Raw genomic sequence first — 19,643 nt, 5'->3', positions numbered from 1 at the left:
GACCCCGCTGCGGCTATGCCCGGCGGGGTTCTCTTGCCTCTGATGGTCGGCATCTTCAACGCCTGGTTGATCGGCATTTTCAGCGTCGCCTAACAACCTGCACGCGAATGGCAGGTCCGACGAAATCCTCTGTGTCAAAAGCGATTCGAACTCCCGAGGGCACCATGTCGTCCATGCCCAGGCGCGCGGAGATCGCAGACATGTACGGGGCCAGGCCGTAATCCACCAACTCGGCGTTGCGGCCCTGGGTCGTCTCGTAGGTGAGCGAGGCCGTGGGGCCGGTCGCGTCGATCGAGGCGGCGGGCAGACCGGCAGCGCGCGCGATATCGACAGCGGCGGCGTTGCGGCCCTCGATCAGCAGATGCTCATTCGGTGCGCCGTGCTCGCGAAGCTCGATCGCGTTGTTGGTGTAGGCCACACCGCCGTTCGCGCCGCGCCTCGCGGCGGCCCAGGCAGCCACCAGGGCGTCGATTTCGGCCTGGGGCATCGGGGCGTCGGTGGTCTGGTGTAGCTCGAGGTTCGGCGTCGGCGTCGACGCGGCGGAATCGGCGGCGGCGATCAGCTTGGCGGCGTGCCGGATCGCGCGCTGGGCGAAGTACAGCAGGCCCTCGTCCACGCCGGGAATCAGGCACACGTCGCGGTCGGCGGCGAGCTCGCCGTCCACCACGATCCGGCCCACCGCGTCGAATTCCCAGCGCTCCCAAGGGATTCGCCCGGCCGATATGACCTGGCCCGCATCGTCACGTGACAAGCCCCAAAGCGACCAGCCGTAGAACAGCAGGTCATCCACCGTCCACAGCATCCGGTGAAACGGACTCACCGGCCCGTCGGTGCGGTCGAGCCAGGCCGGCTGAGCGGTCAGCACGTCGTCACCGTGATAGCCGCGCAGCGGCATTCGCGCGATGCTGCCCACGATGATCCGGCGCGCCCGCGCCATGGCGGGCACCGTCATGGCCTCCAGGCGCGTCATCGGAAGCACGTTCTCCAGCCCCACCAGATCGGGCCAGACCACCTGATTCAGGTGGTTCGGATATGGCGAGAACGGCGAGGCGACCTGGACGGCATTGCTATGCGCCGCTGCCAGTTCCGGCAGCGAGCGAATTGCCAGCAAGGACCGAATGAATCCCATGCCTCCGATCCTGCGCACGTTTGCGACTCTCACGCCGCGACGCGACACGTGCTGAATCAGCAGCGCGTTTCACCGCTTGGGGCTCGTCGTGGTGGGAGTTGCGGGCATGCTCGCGCACCGCGCGGGCGTTCTGCGCGTGGGAGTCGCCAGCGAATCGCCAGCCACAATCACAGACGGTCAGCACCATGTACTCGGTGGCGTCGGTACGGACCCTCATCCGAACACCACCACCGGCGTGGCACTGGGCGCGCCCTGGTGATCGAGGGCGTAGGCGGCCAGCGCCCCGGCCTCCAGCGCGGCTATCGAGCCGGGCGAGCGCCGCGACAGCGCCACAGCATCACCGACCGGACGCAGTGCCGCGATATCGGCGGCGGCCGAGAACGCCGGATCGGTACGGAACCGAATCCCAATGGGGCCATCATCTTTGGGATTCAAGCGGTCCAGCAGGTTCCCCGCTGCGGCCGTGACATCCCGAATGCCGATCGGCAGCAGCACCACGCCGAGGCGGCCGAGTTCGTCGGCCAGAGTGCCCGATGGCCCGTACTGGTCCACGGCCACGCCGTGGTTGCGGTGCCCGGCGGCCAGCTGGGCAAGCCGCGGTGCCGCCCACGACGTCCCGGGACGGCATTCGATCAGCTCGAGCACGGGCATCCCGTCGACCAGGGCGGCGGCCACGATGGCGGTTTCGCTGCGGTCGATCGAGACGGCCGCGCCGAATGCAGGTCGGGCGTCGTCGGGGAACGCGACGGCGGTCTGTGCCTCTTCCCAGCGCGGGAACAGTCGTTCCCCGGCCCCGGTGCGCCGGTTGCCGTAGGCGCGGGCGAACTCGCCTGGCTTGTCGCCGAGCTGGTCTCGTGCCCGGCGCAGCGCGTCCATGTCGATGGTGTGGCCGTAGGCGGGGTGGTGGGCGGCCACCACGTCGAGGTCCAGTGGGTCGGCGGTCTCGGGTATCGACCACTCGAAGTAGCACACGCCAGGGTCGCCGTCGCGGCCGCGATCCGAAAGGCCGTGGAACCACGTGGAATTCGCGGTGCCCATCGTGGACAGGATGATGGTCTGGGCACCGGGGCGGGTGGCCTGGGTGGGCACGATGGCTTGCATGAGGTTCGCGCCCTGGGCGTCGTCGAACACCCATCCCTCGTCGATGTCGTTGAGGTCGGACTGTTTGCCGTGCAGGGCGTCCACGGTCGGCGGGTGCGGGCGTAGCTCCGAGCCGGTGGCGAAGATCATCCGGGAGTCGCCCGCGCCCCACTTCACGGTCACCAGCGGGTTGAGCGGTGAGCGCAGCAGCCGCCCGGCCATCTCGCGCCACTGGTCGCGCGCGTCCTGGCCGGTCTGGGCGGTGTGCCAGGCGCGTTGATTGGCGCGGAAGATGCAGCGGTGCACCGCGTTTGCCAGAACCAGCGTGGTCTTTCCGGACTGTCGGGGCACGGAGATGACCACGAGCGAGTGCACGAACCGGCCGCGATCATCCACCTCCAGGGCGGTATCTGCCACCTGGCGTTGCCAAGGCATGAGCGGCTGGCCCATGGCGGCCGAGACCTTGGCCACGGCCGGGCCGAAGGTGGGCCTACTCGGGTTGCGCGGCGTCGCGAACCGGGGCGGGGGCGTCAGGGGATGGGGTAGCGAGTTCACGTAGCAGCTCCTCGAGGGTGTCGTGTTGCGCGACGGCCCGGGTTTCGGGTGTCATCCGCAGTTCCTTTAGGGCGTCCAGGACAGGGCCGAGAAGCTTGCTCGGGCCGTAGGGCTTGTTCTGGGCCTCGAAGACATCCAGCGCCCAGGCACCGGCGCGCACGAGCGTCAGCGCCGCTTCGTCGGCGTCGATGAGTGTCTGGTCGGCGCGGGCCGCCGTGATGGCCTTCTCCACGGCCGCCGCGTGCCGACCCGGCGCGGTACGCACGACGGCATCGGTGTTCGGCAGCTCTGGGAACATCGAATCCTGGCCCTGGTCAGGGGAATTCGCAGGTCGCCTGGGCATAATCGGGTCTCCTTGATCGGTGCCCTATTAGGGCTTTTCGGTGGGTGCTCCGGTCGATGTTCCTACCCCCGGTGGTGGGGTCTGGTCGGGAAAAAGGGAGGTGGGCGCGGTGGTGTCCAGCGGCCGAAATCCCAAAAAACTGGGAACTTTTCGGATTTCGGATTCGGATTTGCCAGCGATTTCGCCCGATTCGGCGGGCCAGAGGTCCGGGCAGTGCTGGCCCGCGATGTGACGGGCGTACAGCCGCACCCCACGTGCCCGTGCGCGGGCCAATGCGGACCCGGCCAGCACGGTCGCGCTGTTGTCGTCGTCCACGCGCACGGTGCCGTCCTCGTGGGGTTCGGTGTCCAGGGGCAGCAGCTGCGGCAGGGTCCGGGTGATGCGCCACGCCAGCGCCGCACCACAGCCCCGGCAGTAGGTCTCGGTGTCGAGTTCCATTGCTACTCACCACTCTCGCGACGGGGCCACCGTGGCGGCCTGGTAGCGGCGGGAGGCGAACCACTCGTGCAACCACATGTCCCCGCGCGCGGAGTTGCAGGACTTGTGCGCTGGGCGCAGGTTGTCCAGGGAGTCCGGCCCGCCTTTGCTGCGAGGGATCAGGTGATCGGCGGTCGTGGCGCGGGGCCGCCCGCACAGGTGGCAGGTCGTGCCGTAGGTGGCCAGGCACAGCAAGCGCAGGGCCTGAGCGCGGCGGCCGCCCCAACTCATCGCGCTGCCTCGTCGTCGGAGGGTGCCGGAGCCAGGGCGGGCGGTTCGGCGGCGGTCGGCGGCGGCCCGACGTGGGCAGGTGGCTTGCCGGGCCGGTCGCCAATGGAGACCAGCAGCACGCGGGCGAGTTCGCCGATGCGGTCGGCGGGCTTGATCTTGCCCGGCCGGGCCAGGTTCGACGGGTCGGGCAGTCCGCCGGCCAGGCGGGTGCCTTCAGTTGCGGCGGGACTCTGGGCGGCGTGTTCGAGGTTGGCGGCGAGTGCTCGTGCGCGTTGGAGGGCGCGGGCGGCCATCTCGGTCGGTGGGCCCATCTGCTCGTCTGTGTCCCACTGCGGGTCATCGTGTGTGGTCACGGGGGGAGTTCTCCTGTCTGGTGGCCGCCTAGGGGCGGCTGAGCTACCACGGAGGGAGCGGCGGGAGCGTGAGGGCAGGGCGTACCCCGTACCGCTGAGGTACGGAGTGCCACCACGTCAGTCGCTTCGATCGGATCGGTTGGTGATGCACGCGGCCTCGGGCATTACTCGGGCCGCCGGGACTGGGATATTGCGAACGTCCGGTACGCCTGCCACGGCGTCCCCGTCCGAGTCCGCCTTTACCGGGTCGGACGCTCGCATCGGAATGGGTGCAGTGGCCCCTCTGACGGGCGACGACTCGGCGGGCTAGGCCGATCACCCGAGTAACCCACGGGCGCACCGGGATCGAGCTCGGGTCATCTCACGGCGGCATCACCCCTGCGGGTGGCCATGCCGTCCAGCGGCGTGGGATCGGAGCCGGGGTTGTTGCGGCACTCGGCGCAGCGCCATACCTGGCCCGTTGGCAATCGCGGAACGCGTGCTCGAGGGTGGTAGGGCCGCTGGCAGTGCGGGCAGCGAGGCAAGGGTGCGGTGCGGGTGAAGCGGCGGCCGGTCATGACTCACCGCCGGATTCGAGGTCATCGGCCAGCTGGCGCAGCGCGGCGACAGCCAGGGACAGCGGCACCGGTGTTGGGGCGTCGTCCGTGTGGAACGTGTGGGTGAGGACGCGGCCGGGGTGGTCGGGGTCGAAGCCGATCGTGACGACCGCCGACGCGTAGTAGACCGCGTCCAGCATCTCGGCGGGCGAAGCGTGCCCGCTCATGACAAAGCCCCCTGTGCCGAGATCGGCAAGGGGGCAACAACACACGCCTGAGAGCGCGGAGAATCGACTACTATGCGGGCATGACCAAGCCGCATGGAGACAGGCGAGAGCCTGCCAGCAACCGGAAAATTCCGGCACCGAATTTCGACTGGTGCGCCATCAGGGACTCGAACCCCGAACCCGCTGATTAAGAGTCAGCTGCTCTGCCAATTGAGCTAATGGCGCTGGTTTGCTCCGGCGGGCCGTTGGGCTCCGTTCCGGTGCGGGACAAACATTAACAGGAAGCGGGCGCAGAAGTGAAATCGCCAGGTGAGCGCGGGTTTTGTCACGGGTTGAACACGGTGTGCCAGCGGTGTTAACGCCGCGAGCGGTTCGTCGGATCTATCCGGTGTAACTCCGCCGCGTCCGGAGTGGTGTTGACGTTGGTTCGGGCCGGTCGGGCTGGCAGAATAGCGGTCACGTGGTCTCGACCGATCCCGCCGGCGCGGTGGGTTGAGCTGTGAGTCGGTTTGGATCCGAAGCCATCGGCGCGTTGGCGAACGGCGTCGGGACTTGAAACGGGGTTGAAAACATGCGCTTTGGTCGTGGTCGTTCGGTGCGAATGCTCAGCGGACCTCTGGTTCTACTCGCGGTGGCGACACTGGGGCTTTCGGCGTGCTCGTCGTCGTCCGGCAGCACCGACTCATCGGTCGCGATCGACCGCAACCCGATGACCGAGCTGATCAAACCGAAGCTGGTCGCTCCGGTGAAGAACGGCGACGTCGGTGTGTCGCCCGCCATGCCGATGACCTTCAAGGTCGACGACGGCAAGTTCACCAACGTGCAGTTGCTCAACGCCGAGGGCCGACCGGTCAGCGGCAAGCTCGGCGCCGACGGCCAGACCTGGGAGACCACCGAGGTCCTCGGCTACGGCAAGACCTACCGGTTGCAGGCCGACGCCATCGGCCTGGGCGGCGCGAACTCGACAGCTATGAGTTTCACCACCAGTTCGCCCGGCAACCAGACCAAGCCGTACCTGATTCCGGGCGAGGGTGAGGTCGTCGGCATCGGCCAGCCGGTGGCGATCCAGTTCGACGAGAACATCCCCGACCGCAAAGCCGCCCAGGACGCCATCACCATCAAGACCGAACCGCCGGTGGAGGGCGCCTTCTATTGGGTGAACAACCGTGAGGTGCGGTGGCGGCCGGAGCATTTCTGGGCCCCGGGCACCAAGGTCAGCATCGACGTCAACGTCTACGGCAAGGATCTGGGCAACCGCCTGTTCGGCCAGGACAACATCACCTCGCACTTCATCGTCGGCGACGCGCTGGTCTTCACCGCCGACGACAACACCCACATGGTGACCGTCGAGAAGAACGGACAGGTCATCATGGAGATGCCCACCTCGATGGGCAAGGACAGCACCCCCACCGACAACGGCATCTACATCGTGGCCGACCGGCACGAGAAGATCATCATGGATTCCTCGACCTACGGTGTGGCGGTCGGCTCGCCCGACGGCTACCGCACCCCGGTCGATTACGCCACCCGCATCTCCTACAGCGGCATCTTCTTCCACTCGGCCCCCTGGTCCCTCGGCGCCCAGGGCAGCTACAACGCCAGCCACGGCTGCCTCAACCTCAGCCCCGCCAACGCCCGCTGGGTCTTCGAGAACGCCAAACGCGGAGATATCACCATCATCAAGAACACCGTCGGCAACACCCTCTCCGGCGTCGACGGCCTCGGCGACTGGAACGTTCCGTGGGCCGAGTGGAAGGCCGGCAACGCCGACATCAGCTGACGAGTAACGCGGCAGACCGATGAACGGGGGGTTCGGGGCGGGCTCGGCGCCTCGCGGCGACCCACGGGTTCCCGGGTTCCTGGGCCGGATAATGACCGCGGACGGTAGTCCGGTCGGCACCTGCTTCCAGCTGTCACCGGGTCGGCTGGTCACGGCGTGGCATGTCGTGAACCAGCTCGGCGGTGATTCCTCCGGCACAACGGTGTATGTCGATGCGTTGGCCGGCGGTATCGGATCGTTCACCGCATGGGTGGAACGCTGCGATCCCCTGCACGACCTCGCAGTGCTCGGCACGGACGGCGTGTTGCCGGCCTCCACCGGCCCGTTGGCGGCTACCGACCGGGTACCGCAGCGGACGGCGGTCATCGTGACCGGGGTCGTGGATGTCGACGATCCGGCGCACAACTACGAATTCCTCGCCGCGACCGGCGAATGGGCGGGTCCGACCACGCGCGACGGCCGAATCAGGATGGGCCGGTTGCGGTGTCGCGATGTGGTTCCCGGTATGAGTGGCGCGCCGGTCCTGCGTGAATCGGACGGCGCTGTCATCGGGGTGGTGTCCGCACGCTACAACAGCGCCGACGGTTGGCTGCGGGATTCGGTATGGGTCGCGCGAACGGAGCTGCTGCAACCGTTGATCGGGAGTGCGGAGACCGCGCGGGAGGAGGAGGCGCTGCCGGATATCCGGATTCCGCGCGAGGTCGAGACCTTCCTGACCGAGTCCATCAACGACACCGAGTATCTGGTGTTCGGGAGTCCGCACTGGAACGGCCGGGGTCGGGCGTTGCGGCTGCGCGACGTCTGGATTCCGCCGAACGCGGCGGTGCGCGCGGTCGGCCGCGACGAATACTGGCGTCCCGGCGGCACTCGACTGCCGGCCCACGGCGAGTCGGTGCAGATCGATGCGTTGCTGAGGAGCACCGATGGTGCGATGGTGATCGGGCGGCCGGGTTATGGCAAGTCCACCCTGTGCGCACGCCTGACCAACATGTACGCGCGCAGTGCCGTGCGGGATCGGCAGGGATGGATCCCGGTTCGGGTGCCGTTGCGGGTGGTCAACGAGGGCGGCGTGTGGACGTCCATGGAGGATCTGCTCGGACGTTTGCCGCTGGTGCGCAATAGCGCGCAGCTGCGCGGACAGGTGTCGGCGCTGGCGGGCCGGCTGACCGAGGCGGCCGGGCTGGGACAGCTGTGGTTCTTTCTGGACGGGCTCGAGGATGTCGCCGAGCAGCATCTCCCCGGGTTGCGCCGGCTGCTCGGTGAGTACGCCGAGCTGTCGCACAATCGGCTGACCGTCACCTGCCGGCGCGCCGATCACGATGCCGCCCATCCCGACCGCCGGATTCCGGATCTTCCACTGTTCGAACTGGATTCGTTCTCCGAGGACAAGCTCGATCTCTACATCGATCAATGGCATACGCACGCCGAACCGGCCGAGCTCCGGGCCCGGGCGGCGATCAACCAGACCCGCCTGCTGCTGGACGCACACGAGGATCTCCGCGAACTCGGCCGGATACCGTTGCTCGCGGCGGTGATCTGCCTGGTCGAGTCGCAGCCTCGGCAGGCACGGCTGGGGCGGGCATCGTTGATGCGGCGGGCGGTCGAGTGCCTGCTCCGGGAACCGGCGTGGCGCGATGTCCGGCACGACCAGGTGGACCCGGAGGTGCTCACCGAACTGGCGCAGTGCCTTGCCTTCGATCTGTGCGCGGGGACGGTGTCCGACACCGCCGACACCGCTCTGGTGTCGCGGACCCGGCTGCGCCACGTGCTCGCGGAGATGTTGGTCGCGCTGGGTGAGATCGAGGCGGACGACGCGCAGGGCCTCGATTTCGCCTGTAGCGCCTACTGGCACCGGCTGGTGGGTTCCGCTTCCACCGGTCTGATCCAGGAACGAGACGTCGGCCGGTACGAGTTCGTGCACCGCAGTTTCCAGGAGTATCTGGCGGCCGAGTACGTGCTGCGGCACTGCGAGCCGACCCGGCGGCTACAGCTGGCCAGGGATCCGCGCTGGCGGGAGGTCTTCGTCCACGTCGTGAGCATCGTTCAGGTCACCGGCCAAGGTACCGGCGATCTTCTGATGCTGCTGAAGCAGCTACTGCGCGAGGCGGACTCGGCTCCGACGGCACGCTGCGGCGCGGCGGATCCCGTCGTCCGGGCCGAATCGGCCTGTGCCGCGGCGGAACTGCTGGCGGAGTTCTCCGCCGAGGCGATCGGCAAACTGGGCTTGGAGCGCGCTGCGACAGATCCGGAGACAGGCCGGCCGGATGGACCGGAGTTTTCCGGACTGTGGTCGTATGCGCGTCGAATCGTCAGCGCGCTGGCCGGCGACGCCGGACTCGACCGCGCCCTACGATTGCGCTGCTGGTGTGCGGCCGGCCGGCTCGAACGCCGCCGCGATGCGCCGGCCCTGGACCTGGTGCCGATCGCCGGTGGACGTGGCCGGGTGGGGACGGCCGAGCCGCTGCCGATGCGGGAAGCCAAGCGGGTGCCGTCCAGTCCGCAGGTCGAAGTGCAGGTCGCGTCCTTCGAGATCGCGCGGCACCCGGTCACCAACCTCGAGTTCGCCGCGTTCATCGCGGACCGGGGCTACGCCACGCCGCGCTGGTGGACCGGCGACGAGGCGGCGGCCTGGCGGGCGCGAGACCCGGATTTTCTGGCGGAGCTCGTCGAATTGTGGGAAACCCAGCGCGATTTGAACTTCGTCAAGGAATTCTCCGAACCCGAGTTCGCCCGCTACGCGGCTGCCGAGTCCCGGCATGTCGCACACCGAATCATGGTCCGGGACCATCCACTGTATTGGCACGATTCTCGCTTCACCATCGCGAGTGCGCCGGTGGTGGGCGTGAATCTGTGGGAAGCGCAGGCGTATTGCCGCTGGTTGCAACATCGGCTGCGGCTGTCTGGGGCGCTGGGCGTCGATGACGAGGTACGGCTGCCGACAGAGGTGGAATGGGAGTGGGCTGCCGCGCGTGGGAAGCCCCCGGGAACGCCGCGCGCCTATCCCTGGGGAGAGGCATACGATACGCGGGAATGCGTGGTGCGCGATTTCGATTCGGCCGCCGAACCCGCCATCATCACCTTCGGGGCGGTCCCGGTGGGGTTCGTCGGTCACGGGCGAACGCCGGCCGGGCCCGAGGAGATGGCAGGCAATGTCTGGGAGTGGACTTCCAGCGCGTCCTACCCCTGGCTGGATCTACGCGACCGGGAGCGCCCGCCCGCGCTGACGAAGCGGATCGTGCGCGGCGGGTCGTGGTACAGCCGGGAACGCTGGGCCACCCACGTCAGCTTCCGTCTCGACGATCCCCCCTGTAATGCGTACTGGGACCTGGGTTTTCGAATCCTGGTGCGGCGCGATGCCGGGTGCCCGCCGTGACCGGCCGAGAACCGCTCGGGCTACGTGCCGCCGATCACCCGACGAGCCGGAGGAACAGATCATGAGCTCACATCGGATCGTCGTGACCGGTTCCACGTTCCCGAGCGAGGTCGTAGGGCGGCTACAGGCGGCGGGCCTGGTCGTGGAGATGATTCCCGGCGATCTGGACGAGGATTGGGTGGTCCGGGCGCTCGACGGGGCGTGGGGTTACGTGCTGGGCGGCTCCGAACGGATCAGCCGCGCGGCCTGGGCGCGGGTGCCCGAGCTACGAATCGTCGCCTTTCTCGGTACCGGATATCAGTCGTTCCTGGAACTCCCCGAACCATCCGGAGACCTGCGGTTCACCTACACCCCGCATGCGAACTCCGAGGCCGTCGCCGAGTTCACCGTCGCGCTGATGCTCGACCTGGTACGTCAGGTGACATCTCGGGTAACGCTGGTGGCGGACGGGAAGTGGACCGAAGGGACCACATCGTCGTTGATCGGCGGCCGGCTCGGTATCTGCGGCACCGGGCATATCGGACGTGCGATCGCCCGAATGGCCGCGGCCGCTTTCGGAATGCAGATCTACTACTGGAACCGGACCCCACGACCCGAGCTCGCTGCGTTGGGCTATCGGCGCTGCGACTCTGTGCTCGAGCTGTGCCGGGCAGTGAATGTGCTCAGTATCAACTGCGCCTACGTTCCCGGCGTGAACGACAACCTCATCGGCGCCGCGGAATTGGCCGCCCTGGGTCCCGAGGCCTTTCTCGTCAATACCGCACGTGCCGAGCTCGTAGAACCCGACGCACTACGAGTAGCGTTGGAAAGCAACGTGATTGCCGCCGCGGCTATCGACGGCTACTACATCGAGCCCACCCCGCAGCCGGAAACCGACCCGTACGGTCTGATCCGCATGATCCCGGATCGGCTCCTGGTCGCGCCGCACAGCGCCTACCTGAGCGCCCACGCCGCCCATCGGATGGCGGAGATGGCATGCGAGAGCATGCTGGCCCTGCACGCCGGGCTCGCGGTACCGCACGCCATTCCGATCGACTGAACAGGTGCGCCGTATTACACTGTCGGCCAGGTTATTTCGACAGCATCTCGAGGCGGGGTTCCATGGCGGGACGAGTTGTGCCGATGCGGTTCGGCGAGGTCGACGTGCTGGTCGAGACCATTCCCGCACCCGGCACACAACCGACCTCCACGCTGTCCGATGCCGCGCAGAAGGTCGAGAACGCCTGGGATCGAGCGATGACCGTCATCGAGGCGGCCGCGGTTTCCAGCCTGGAAATGGTCAAACGGCTCGGCCACACCTCGGCGAGTCCGGACCGGTTCGAGATCGAGATGGGGCTGAGTTTCACCGCCTCGGGCACTGTCATCGTCGCCGGGGCCTCCGGCGCAGCCACCCTGAAGGTGAAGCTCACCTACGAACGCCAGCCGAGCTGACACTCGTTTCGCACAGATTCGCCGGGCTTCGTCTGCCGTCCGGCCTGAATTTCGGAACGAGGACGAACCGAATCGACTGCCGAGCGCATCTACGCCACAGAACCAGGTGCGCATCGCACGAGATCCACTCATCGACATCGAGTCGGCCATGCGCATCGCCGGCGGATTCCGTCGTTCGGAACTCACGCGGCGGCAGGGGACGCCGGCGCCCTGACCGGGCAGCTGGGTGACATTCGAGGGGGTGGACAGGTGGCCGAAAAGCCGACAACGTCGCGGTTCTCCGCGCCGACGGCGCGTAGCGCGGCGCGCGACGAGTGGGAAGCACTGATGGCGCGGACCTACGTGCCGCTGGCGGTCGATGCCGATCCCGAAGGACCTTTCTACGGGCGGCTCACCACCGGGTCGTTGAACGGCCCGGCCGACTTCAGCCTCAGCACGATCGCGGGCAGCAACCAGGAGCTTCGCCGCACGGCACGCCATATCGCCCGATCGGACGAGGAATACCTGCTGGCCAGCATCCAGACCCGCGGACGCGCGTGCTTGAACCAGGACGGCCGATCGGCGTACGTCAGCGACGGAGACATGGTCTTCTATGACACCTCCCGGCCGTACAACTGGACCAATCCAGGCGAGGAATTCGAGCAGGTGGTGGTACAGATTCCGATCGCATTGCTGCGCCGGCAACCCGGGATGGGCCGGCTCGAGCTGCCGACGGCGGTGACCGTCCCCGCGGCAAGCGCCGCGGGCGTGGTGGCGGGATTCTTCCGCGACCTCGCCCGAGTACGCGACGAAGCTCCCGATCAGGCCGAGATATTGGCCTCCAGCGCACTCGATCTGATGGGATCCGCGGTGTCGCTGACCGCACGGACGCTGCCCATCGACACCTGCGCGGACGCGCTCGGCCGCGAGCACATCATGAGCTATCTGCGGCAGCGATGCACCGACCCGGACCTTTCGATCGACGAGGTCGCCCGAGCCTGCCATATCTCACGTCGCACCTTGTTCCGGCTCTTCAAGGGGGCCGGTGACAGCTACACCGGCACCGTCCGCAAGCTGCGGGTGCGTCATGCCAAAACGCTACTGACCCGCGAGCAATCGATACCGCCCGCCCTCGTCGCGTTCGAATCGGGCTTCGCCTCCGAGCGGACCTTCTATCGCGCCTTCCAGTTGGAAACCGGGATGACCCCGAGCGAGTATCGGCTGGCCGCTTCCTCCTGATCGCAGGGTGGCACGCACTGTCAGAGGACTGGCATCGCCTGACTGCGGGTTACCGAACAGTTTTCATGACACTGGATCTCACCGATCGAGCGAGGTTGAGGAGCCAGCATGACAGGACCGGTATGGAATCGGGGTGCGCGTGAGGGGTGACAACCTCGATCAATGGCTCGGCGCGAAGTGGAAAGACATCCCCGTCCGGCACCGCGCGGACACAATCGAATACGTCTTCGGCGCCGACCTGACCACCATCTCGTCCTACGCCGCGAGCAAGGCGCGCTACCTGCTCGCGAACCTGGATCCTGATACCCGCACCGATTTCGAGGACATCGCGCAGGACACCGTCGCCGACCTCATCACCACGCTGCCCACCGCCCGCGTCACGCATTGGCGAACCTTCGTCCTGCACCGAGTCGACTGGCACATCCGGCAACGCCGCCGCCACCGGCTCACCGCGAAACGCCACCCCGGAGTGCGCATCGACTTCGACACCGCCGCCCCTGCCATCGAGAGCGTCCCCGACCCGGACAACGAATCCCACTGGGTGAACCGCGATCTGCTCCAGGCGGCACTCGACGCGATAGCCGATGCCGACCTCGCAGCCGTCCTGCGGGCAACGTTCATCCTCGCCTCCGACGGCAGCTACGCCGATATCTGCACCACCGACGAAGTCGCACACGATCTCGGGTACAGCAGATCCAAGGTCAAACGTCTACGTGCCCGCGGCATACGCGAACTCCGCGAATACCTCGACAGCGCACGCGATCACACAGAGTCCAGGTGATCGGCGAGGTGGCGCATAGCGCGAACCGTTCACACCGGCGAACGCATCTATGGGACAGCACCTTCCATCTCAGCCAGGAGTCGTCGATGAGGTTCACAGTTGCGTGCCGTGCCGGGCATGGCGGATCCACCCGGCCGGGTCGGCCCCCCGCTCAGAACTGCCGGCAGCGGCTGTGCTGAGATCTGTGCGATCCACACCGCTCGTGTCGTACGACAACGCCTCGGTCGAACACAGACCGGCAGCAGACGATGGATCGCTGGACAGATGGCTCGGCGTCGAGTGGCAGGCAGTACCCCCGCGGCTGCGCACCGAGGTGGTCGCACACATCTTCGGTACCGATCTCGAAACGCTGTCGGTGTACGCGGCCACCAAGGCGCGCTTTCTGCTGGCACACGTATTCCCGGATGGTCAGTCCGATTTCGAGGATATCGCCCAGGAGGCGATCGCACGGCTCGTCTCGCCGCTACCCACGTACCGGATCGACCACTGGAAATCCGTTGTGCTCAAACAGGTCCAATGGCAGGTGCTGGAGGAACGGCGCCGCCGCCTGGCGCGCAAACGGCACCCGGGCACTCGCGTCGATTTCGAGACCGCGGTGCAGACACTGCGGGCACCGGCGGAATCGGACTGCGAAACCCGTTGTGTCGATCGCTCGGTCATCCTCGAGGCGCTCGCCGCACTGGGACACACCGAGTCCGCGGCCGTGCTCCGAGCTACCTTCGTGCTGGCGCTGGATGGCGGCCATGCCGATATCCTGACTACCAGGGAAGTCGCCGACCAACTCGGCTGGAGCCAGGAGAAGGTCAAGCGGCTGCGCGCCGCGGGCATCCGCGACCTGCGGGAACTGCTGCGACGCGCGCTACAGGGCGACGACCACAGCACCGAGGAGGCATCGTGAACGAGGACGAACACCACGCCCGACTCGATCTCCCGGTCGACGCGGACGTGCTGCTGGCCCTGGCGGCCGAGGAGGACGAGAGGGATCCGGCGGCCCGCGCGGCCGGCGCGCGGATCGCGGCGCGCCTACTGGGCGGGCTGCCCACAGCGCAGCCGATGTCCTTCCCCGACCGTGCGCCCGTTCTGCTGCGGGTGCCTGGTTGGACAGTGTCGGCGCTGGCGGCCGCCACCGAGGGAGACGCCGAGCGTCCACTCCAGCGGCAGATCGAACGGGAACTGGGCATCGAGTTCAGTCGCACGCCCGAGGGGCCGGAACAGACGCGGATCTCGGTGCGGTCTTCTGGAACCCATGCCGCGGCAGGCGATATCATCCGGGTCGCGGTCGGCTCCGAGGCCGAATTGCTGGTGCTGCTCTACACCGATGACACCGGCGCTCTCACCGGCCAATTGGTCACCCGCTCGGTGACCATGTCCGAAGACCTCGAGATCTCCGTGCTGCGCGGCGCGAGTCTGGGATCTCCCTCCGCCGCGGCGGTCACCGACGCGGTGCGGGGATCGTTCACCGCCGGGCGCAATGCGTGGCGACGCGTCGCCAAGGCCCTAGAGCCCGGTGATCCGTTGCGCGACGCGATCATCGCCGGGCTCTGATCGACCAGGCGGCCGACATGCTCGGTAAGAGGATCGTCGTCGCGATGGCGCTGGTTTCCGCCGCCGTCGTCGGCTTGCTCGCCGCACCGCGGGCTGCCGCGGCGACGTCGGGAACGGTGATCGCGGTGTTGCCTCAGGCGGCGGGTTTCCACGGTGCGGCCGCGAGCAGCATCGTCGAATACTGGACCACCGGGCCCGACGGCTCACCGGCGCCCGCCAGCGGTGTCATGTACGAGCCGGCCGGCGCGCCGCCGCCGGGCGGCTGGCCGGTCGCGGTGTATCTGCACGGCACCGCGGGGCTCGGCAAAGGGTGTAGCCCGCAATCGAATCCGGCCGAATACGTCACCGAATGGGGCGAGCGGATGGAGGACGGTTCGGTCGGCTACCTGGTGGACCACGGATTCGTCGTCGTCGCGCCCGACTTCCTCGGCCTGGGTCGCTTCGACACCGGACCGCACCCTTACCTGCACATCGACACCGAGGTCACCGCGACGACGGACTTCCTGCGCGCGGTGCACAGCCTGCGCGACGATCTATCCCCGCGCTGGTTCGCCCTCGGCACCTCGCAGGGCGGTCAGGTCGCGCTGGCGGCCGGGCACCAGACCCGGAGCCGGGTCCCCGAACTCGAATACCGCGGTTCGGTGGCAGTGGATCCCGCGTCCGGCCTCGAACACGTCCTGCCGCTGCTCGGGCCGGGCATCCCGATCGTGCCGGACCTGGAACTCGGCGCGGGGTTCGTCATGACCTTCCTGGCGGGCCTACGCGCGGCCCGTCCGGACAGCGAGGTCGACAGCTATCTGACCACTCGCGGGCGAATACTGCTCGATGACATAGCCGGTGACTGCATCACGACCATCGCCGAGAAAACCGCACGCGCCGCAGGTGCGGGCGAGTTGTTCGCGCGTCCACTCGGCAGCGAACCGCTGCGCGCCATCCTCACCGAGTACACGGAGGTACCCACCAGCGGCTACACCGCGCCGATCCTGCTCATGATCAATACCCGCGACACCGTGGTACCGGCCCCGCTGCACGCGCTGCTGGCCGCCGATCTCACCGCGCATCAGACTGACGTCGAGGTGGTCGTCGGCCATGATCTGCACTGCGTGATCAGTGCCGAGATGAACATCGCCTACGTCGGCTTCCTGGCCCGGGTGCGGTCTTGATCAGGTCGGGCAGGTCGGCACGAACGGCCGGCCCGGCAGGATGCGCGCCCATTCCTGGGAGGTGATCGGCGCGGTTCCGCTGGCGCAGATGTCGCGCGCGATGCCGTCGGTGTCCAGCCGCCACTGTCGCAGCGTGCCATCGGTGGCGGACTCGGCAAGTATCCGGCCACCGCCGACAAACGCGATCTGGGTCTTCTTCCAGTGCGTCACTCCGCGGTGCAGGTCGGCAAAGAGCCGCGGACGATCGGGGTCGGCGAGATCCCAGATTCGGATCACGTCGAGCGAGCCGGGAGCGGCGAGCCGGGTGCCGGTGGCATCGAATGCCAGTGTGGCGGCGATATTGTCGCCACCGCTGGGCAGATCGATCCGGCGGGGTTTTCCCGGCGTGCCGATGTCGTAGAGTTCGACTCCACCCAGGCTCGACACCGCCAGGCGGTCGCCGCTCAGCGCCAACGCCATCAGATATCCCCCGAAGCGGGCCAGGGCCACCTCGGCGATCGGCACCGAGGGATCGGGAGCGTGCAGATCGTAGGCGGCGACCCGGCCGTTGATATAGCTGCCGACCACGAAGTGGCGCCCATCGGGACTCAGGGCCAGGGTCCCCGCACTCGGCACATCCACCGGAATCCGCGTCCGTAACCGTGGAGCGGCCGCCACATCCCACAGCTCCACGGCATTGCGCATCCAGTGCTGGACCGCGAGTGCGCCGTCCGGGGCGAACACGACCCCTTCGGGGTCCACGTCCATGCCGTCCAGAAGACCGATCTGGCGAGGCCGCCCGGGGTCGGTGATGTCCCAGATCTGTAGTGAGCCCGGGCCGATTCGGGCGGCGCGGGTACCGTCCGGGGAGACCACGACACGGTCGGGGATACCCGGCGGGTCACCGTGCCGGGTATCTTCGCCGGGATCGAGCGGAGTATGCGAGAGCGCCCGCAGCGCAGGGAAGAGCGTCGCCGGTTGCGCCGCAACGGGTGCGTCGGCCTGGTCATAGGGCAGCCGGTAGGTCGTGAGCGCCCCGGTCTCGAGCGGTGCGCCGGCCATATCGAACACATGCACACCGTGGTCGAGGCTGCCGGTAACCACCGACCGGCCGCCCCGCAGGAACCGTGCCCGCACGACCCACTGCGCGGGGAAGGTAGCCATCGTCTCGCCTGATTCCGGATCCAGCACACGAGCCGTGGAGTCGCCACCGACCGCGATGACCCGCTGCGCGGCCGGATCCGGTGCGAGGTCGAAGTACTGGTTCTCGGTATCGATCAGTGGTGGAAGGGGCTGGGGCGCCGCGGGATCGGTGAAGTCACGACGGAGTACCTGCCCCGGGTTCATCCCGATGGTCAGGATCCGGCCGTCCGCGCTGAATTCGGCCGACCGGGCCTCCTGATCGTCGTTCCCGGCGAGGACTTCCTCGTACACCGGCGTACCGGCGGCGAAATCGGCGGTGCGCCAGGCGATCACCTTGGTGAGCCAGCGCGCGGTCCACATCGGAAACGTGGGAACGGTTGCTACCAGGGTGGATTCGTTGAACGTGACGCTGAGCTGAGTGGCGTCGACGAAGGTGCGGTGCAACACCGGCACCGGACGATCCGGGCCGAGCTCCCAGACGGTGAGAATCCCCTCCGGCCTGGCGGTGGCCTCGTTCGCCCCCACCATCCGCTGGCGACCGACCGCCACGTAGCGCCGATCGGGACTGAACGCGGCCGACCAGGACTGGCCCAGACCGGTATCGAGCGTGCCCGCCTGGCGCGGATGTTCGCGATCGGAGACATCCCACAGGGTGGTGCGGTCGGCGCCGGCCACGACGATCATTCGCTCGTCGGCACTGAGCGCCAGACCGGTGATGGCGCCGCTGCCGGCATCGAAACGCGGCCAACGGACCATACCGGTGTCGGTGATCCGGGTCAGCGCGATCGAACCGTCCTGCTCACCGACGACGACGAGGTCACCGTAATGCGTGGTCGCCAGGCGCGGGGCGTCGGAGACGAAGACGAGATCGCGATTGTCGCCGTAGCGCGGCGTCACGCGCAGCGGCGCGTTGGCGCCGGTGCTGTCGATCAGCGCGGCACGCGCCTCGGGCGTCGACCGCGTCCGGTACGCGGCCAGCGCCAACTGCTGGGCCAGAGCGGGATCGGTGGCGATCGTCTGCTGGGCGACATTGGCATAGAGCCGCGAGCTCAGTTCGGCGCGAACCACCGAATTCTCGATGCGCTGCTGGATCACGGCGGTGGCGGCACCGACGATCAGCACCAGTGCCAGCACCGCGGCCGGGATCGAGGTCCACAAGGTCAGATTTCGCCGCGTGCGGGTCCGCGCGATGGCCTCGTCGACGGTGCGGGCGGATTCGATTCCGGTGTAGTGATGCGGCGCGGTCCGGACGGCGTCGTCGCTGCCCGCGGCGGCGACCACGACACGCAGCGAATGTCTTTGGGCGGCCTGCAGTTTCCCGGCGTAGCCGCCCACCTTGGTGAGTTTGCTGCCGTCCAGTCCGGCCGTGACCGCGCAGTGTGGGTCGAGACGACGTGGTCGCAGCTGGCGCAACCACCGATAGCGCGGCGCCAGATCGTCCAGGGCGACCGCCAGTGCGGCGCCTAGAGATTCGCCGTTGACATCGTTGGCCGGCGCGCCACGATCCGCGGTCACGGACCAGAGCACGCAGGCATCGCTCGCCGCGAGCCTGCTGATCTGCCATGCCTTGCCGAGACTGGCGGTGAACGCGGCATCGGCTTGCAGGAAGCCCATCCGGGCGGGATCCGGATGCAGACCGGACGGCCCGCCGTCGACCTGGGTCAACCGCAGCAGACCGACCTGCCCGACGTCGTAGGCGTCGACGAACAGCACACTGATCTCGGTGGTACGCACCGTGTCCGGTCGCCGCCCCGCGAGCTCGAGTGCGGCGAGGATGGCGAATCCGCGTGCGGCTCGATCACCACGCCCGAGCAGGTGCAGTACCAGCGCACCGAGGGCGCCGGGTTCGCTCGTCAGCGGGACACCCGCCGGCAACAGCTGAGTGCCCATGGAGCACAGGCCCGCTCGTTCGGCGTGGTCGAGAAAAGCGGTCGCGGCCGCACCGGCCGACGTCACCGCGCTGAGCGCGCAGGCGAGTTCGGCGAATGCCCGCGCCGCCGAGAGATCCGCGGTGATGGGCAGATCGTCCTGATCGAGAGTCTCGGCTTCCTCCGCCAGCAGATCATCCTCGCTGTCGAGGTCCTTCCATCGTGCCAGCGAGGCTCGGGCCAGCACCGCGGTCTCGGGTCGCGGCGCCAGCAGCCCACGAGCCGCCACCGGACCGTCGGCCACCGCCGCCCGGCACATTCGCAACCAGCCCTGTTCCGCCCCGGTCAACTCATCGAGCAGAACATCGTCGGGCTGACCGGCTCGGACCGTCGTCATCGTCCCCCCTGGTTCGGTAGCCGTCGATGCTACG

Annotated in this window: 17 protein-coding genes and 1 tRNA gene; 9 read left to right on the top strand and 9 right to left on the bottom strand. The window is 68.1% G+C overall.

The window, feature by feature from the left end:
• Window positions 1–79 precede the first annotated feature (79 nt).
• The 8 genes from ACFVMC_RS28615 to ACFVMC_RS28580 form a co-directional block, all read right to left on the bottom strand.
• Window positions 80–1,129, bottom strand: coding sequence for a phage portal protein (locus ACFVMC_RS28615; protein ID WP_379215321.1), 1,050 nt, complete (start codon window positions 1,127–1,129; stop codon window positions 80–82).
• A gap of 213 nt (window positions 1,130–1,342) precedes the next feature.
• Window positions 1,343–2,764, bottom strand: coding sequence for a terminase large subunit domain-containing protein (locus ACFVMC_RS28610; protein WP_379215319.1), 1,422 nt, complete (start codon window positions 2,762–2,764; stop codon window positions 1,343–1,345).
• A complete protein-coding gene (locus ACFVMC_RS28605) occupies window positions 2,700–3,062 on the bottom strand; it encodes a hypothetical protein (RefSeq protein WP_379215317.1) in 363 nt (120 codons plus the stop codon). The genes ACFVMC_RS28610 and ACFVMC_RS28605 overlap by 65 nt, the downstream gene beginning before the upstream one ends.
• A gap of 72 nt (window positions 3,063–3,134) precedes the next feature.
• Entirely contained in the window at window positions 3,135–3,545 is a 411-nt protein-coding gene (locus ACFVMC_RS28600) for a hypothetical protein (protein ID WP_379215315.1), read from the bottom strand.
• Between the two features lie 6 nt (window positions 3,546–3,551).
• Window positions 3,552–3,815, bottom strand: coding sequence for an HNH endonuclease (locus tag ACFVMC_RS28595; RefSeq protein ID WP_194820518.1), 264 nt, complete (start codon window positions 3,813–3,815; stop codon window positions 3,552–3,554).
• Window positions 3,812–4,168 carry a hypothetical protein gene (locus tag ACFVMC_RS28590; RefSeq protein WP_379215314.1) on the bottom strand — a complete coding sequence of 119 codons (357 nt, stop codon included), beginning with the start codon at window positions 4,166–4,168 and terminating at the stop codon, window positions 3,812–3,814. The genes ACFVMC_RS28595 and ACFVMC_RS28590 overlap by 4 nt, the downstream gene beginning before the upstream one ends.
• 553 nt (window positions 4,169–4,721) lie before the next feature.
• Entirely contained in the window at window positions 4,722–4,931 is a 210-nt protein-coding gene (locus ACFVMC_RS28585) for a hypothetical protein (RefSeq protein ID WP_379215313.1), read from the bottom strand.
• 149 nt (window positions 4,932–5,080) lie between these two features.
• Window positions 5,081–5,156 (bottom strand) — tRNA-Lys (locus ACFVMC_RS28580).
• Window positions 5,157–5,502: 346 nt separating this feature from the next.
• Here ACFVMC_RS28580 and ACFVMC_RS28575 point away from each other — a divergent pair.
• The 9 genes from ACFVMC_RS28575 to ACFVMC_RS28535 all read left to right on the top strand — a co-directional run bounded on the left by ACFVMC_RS28575 (window position 5,503) and on the right by ACFVMC_RS28535 (window position 16,222).
• Window positions 5,503–6,711: an Ig-like domain-containing protein gene (locus tag ACFVMC_RS28575; protein WP_379215311.1), complete on the top strand. Its 1,209-nt coding sequence runs from the start codon at window positions 5,503–5,505 to the stop codon at window positions 6,709–6,711.
• 91 nt (window positions 6,712–6,802) lie between these two features.
• Complete coding sequence (locus ACFVMC_RS28570; protein WP_379215309.1) at window positions 6,803–10,084, top strand: SUMF1/EgtB/PvdO family nonheme iron enzyme; 3,282 nt, start codon at window positions 6,803–6,805, stop codon at window positions 10,082–10,084.
• Window positions 10,085–10,145: 61 nt separating this feature from the next.
• Window positions 10,146–11,123, top strand: coding sequence for a 2-hydroxyacid dehydrogenase (locus ACFVMC_RS28565; protein WP_379215307.1), 978 nt, complete (start codon window positions 10,146–10,148; stop codon window positions 11,121–11,123).
• A 62-nt stretch (window positions 11,124–11,185) separates the two neighbouring features.
• On the top strand, window positions 11,186–11,515 hold the full coding sequence (locus ACFVMC_RS28560; protein ID WP_379215306.1) for a CU044_2847 family protein: 330 nt from the start codon (window positions 11,186–11,188) through the stop codon (window positions 11,513–11,515).
• A gap of 249 nt (window positions 11,516–11,764) precedes the next feature.
• Window positions 11,765–12,733, top strand: coding sequence for a helix-turn-helix domain-containing protein (locus ACFVMC_RS28555; RefSeq protein ID WP_379215304.1), 969 nt, complete (start codon window positions 11,765–11,767; stop codon window positions 12,731–12,733).
• A gap of 139 nt (window positions 12,734–12,872) precedes the next feature.
• Window positions 12,873–13,514 (top strand): hypothetical protein, encoded by a 642-nt coding sequence (locus ACFVMC_RS28550; protein ID WP_379215302.1) that lies wholly within the window; start codon window positions 12,873–12,875, stop codon window positions 13,512–13,514.
• A 184-nt stretch (window positions 13,515–13,698) separates the two neighbouring features.
• Window positions 13,699–14,412, top strand: coding sequence for a hypothetical protein (locus ACFVMC_RS28545; protein ID WP_379215300.1), 714 nt, complete (start codon window positions 13,699–13,701; stop codon window positions 14,410–14,412).
• Complete coding sequence (locus ACFVMC_RS28540) at window positions 14,409–15,059, top strand: hypothetical protein (protein ID WP_379215298.1); 651 nt, start codon at window positions 14,409–14,411, stop codon at window positions 15,057–15,059. The genes ACFVMC_RS28545 and ACFVMC_RS28540 overlap by 4 nt, the downstream gene beginning before the upstream one ends.
• A 17-nt stretch (window positions 15,060–15,076) precedes the next feature.
• Window positions 15,077–16,222 (top strand): alpha/beta hydrolase family protein, encoded by a 1,146-nt coding sequence (locus tag ACFVMC_RS28535; RefSeq protein WP_379215296.1) that lies wholly within the window; start codon window positions 15,077–15,079, stop codon window positions 16,220–16,222.
• Here the strand turns inward: ACFVMC_RS28535 and ACFVMC_RS28530 are convergent, their stop codons facing one another.
• Window positions 16,223–19,609: a WD40 repeat domain-containing protein gene (locus ACFVMC_RS28530; protein WP_379215294.1), complete on the bottom strand. Its 3,387-nt coding sequence runs from the start codon at window positions 19,607–19,609 to the stop codon at window positions 16,223–16,225.
• Window positions 19,610–19,643: the final 34 nt, after the last annotated feature.

The organism is Nocardia sp. NPDC127579 (assembly GCF_042672005.1).
In the GTDB taxonomy this organism is placed as follows: Bacteria; Actinomycetota; Actinomycetes; order Mycobacteriales; family Mycobacteriaceae; genus Nocardia.
This window is presented reverse-complemented; position numbering and strand designations above follow the sequence as displayed.

Bases quoted from the DNA above. Each gene is read 5' to 3' on its own strand.
- ACFVMC_RS28595 (WP_194820518.1), bottom strand. From the start codon at position 3,815: ATGAGTTGGGGCGGCCGCCGCGCTCAGGCCCTGCGCTTGCTGTGCCTG.
- ACFVMC_RS28530 (WP_379215294.1), bottom strand. From the start codon at position 19,609: ATGACGACGGTCCGAGCCGGTCAGCCCGACGATGTTCTGCTCGATGAG.
- ACFVMC_RS28605 (WP_379215317.1), bottom strand. From the start codon at position 3,062: ATGTTCCCAGAGCTGCCGAACACCGATGCCGTCGTGCGTACCGCGCCG.
- ACFVMC_RS28535 (WP_379215296.1), top strand. From the start codon at position 15,077: ATGCTCGGTAAGAGGATCGTCGTCGCGATGGCGCTGGTTTCCGCCGCC.
- ACFVMC_RS28600 (WP_379215315.1), bottom strand. From the start codon at position 3,545: ATGGAACTCGACACCGAGACCTACTGCCGGGGCTGTGGTGCGGCGCTG.
- ACFVMC_RS28585 (WP_379215313.1), bottom strand. From the start codon at position 4,931: ATGAGCGGGCACGCTTCGCCCGCCGAGATGCTGGACGCGGTCTACTAC.
- ACFVMC_RS28560 (WP_379215306.1), top strand. From the start codon at position 11,186: ATGGCGGGACGAGTTGTGCCGATGCGGTTCGGCGAGGTCGACGTGCTG.
- ACFVMC_RS28575 (WP_379215311.1), top strand. From the start codon at position 5,503: ATGCGCTTTGGTCGTGGTCGTTCGGTGCGAATGCTCAGCGGACCTCTG.
- ACFVMC_RS28565 (WP_379215307.1), top strand. From the start codon at position 10,146: ATGAGCTCACATCGGATCGTCGTGACCGGTTCCACGTTCCCGAGCGAG.
- ACFVMC_RS28615 (WP_379215321.1), bottom strand. From the start codon at position 1,129: ATGGGATTCATTCGGTCCTTGCTGGCAATTCGCTCGCTGCCGGAACTG.
- ACFVMC_RS28570 (WP_379215309.1), top strand. From the start codon at position 6,803: ATGACCGCGGACGGTAGTCCGGTCGGCACCTGCTTCCAGCTGTCACCG.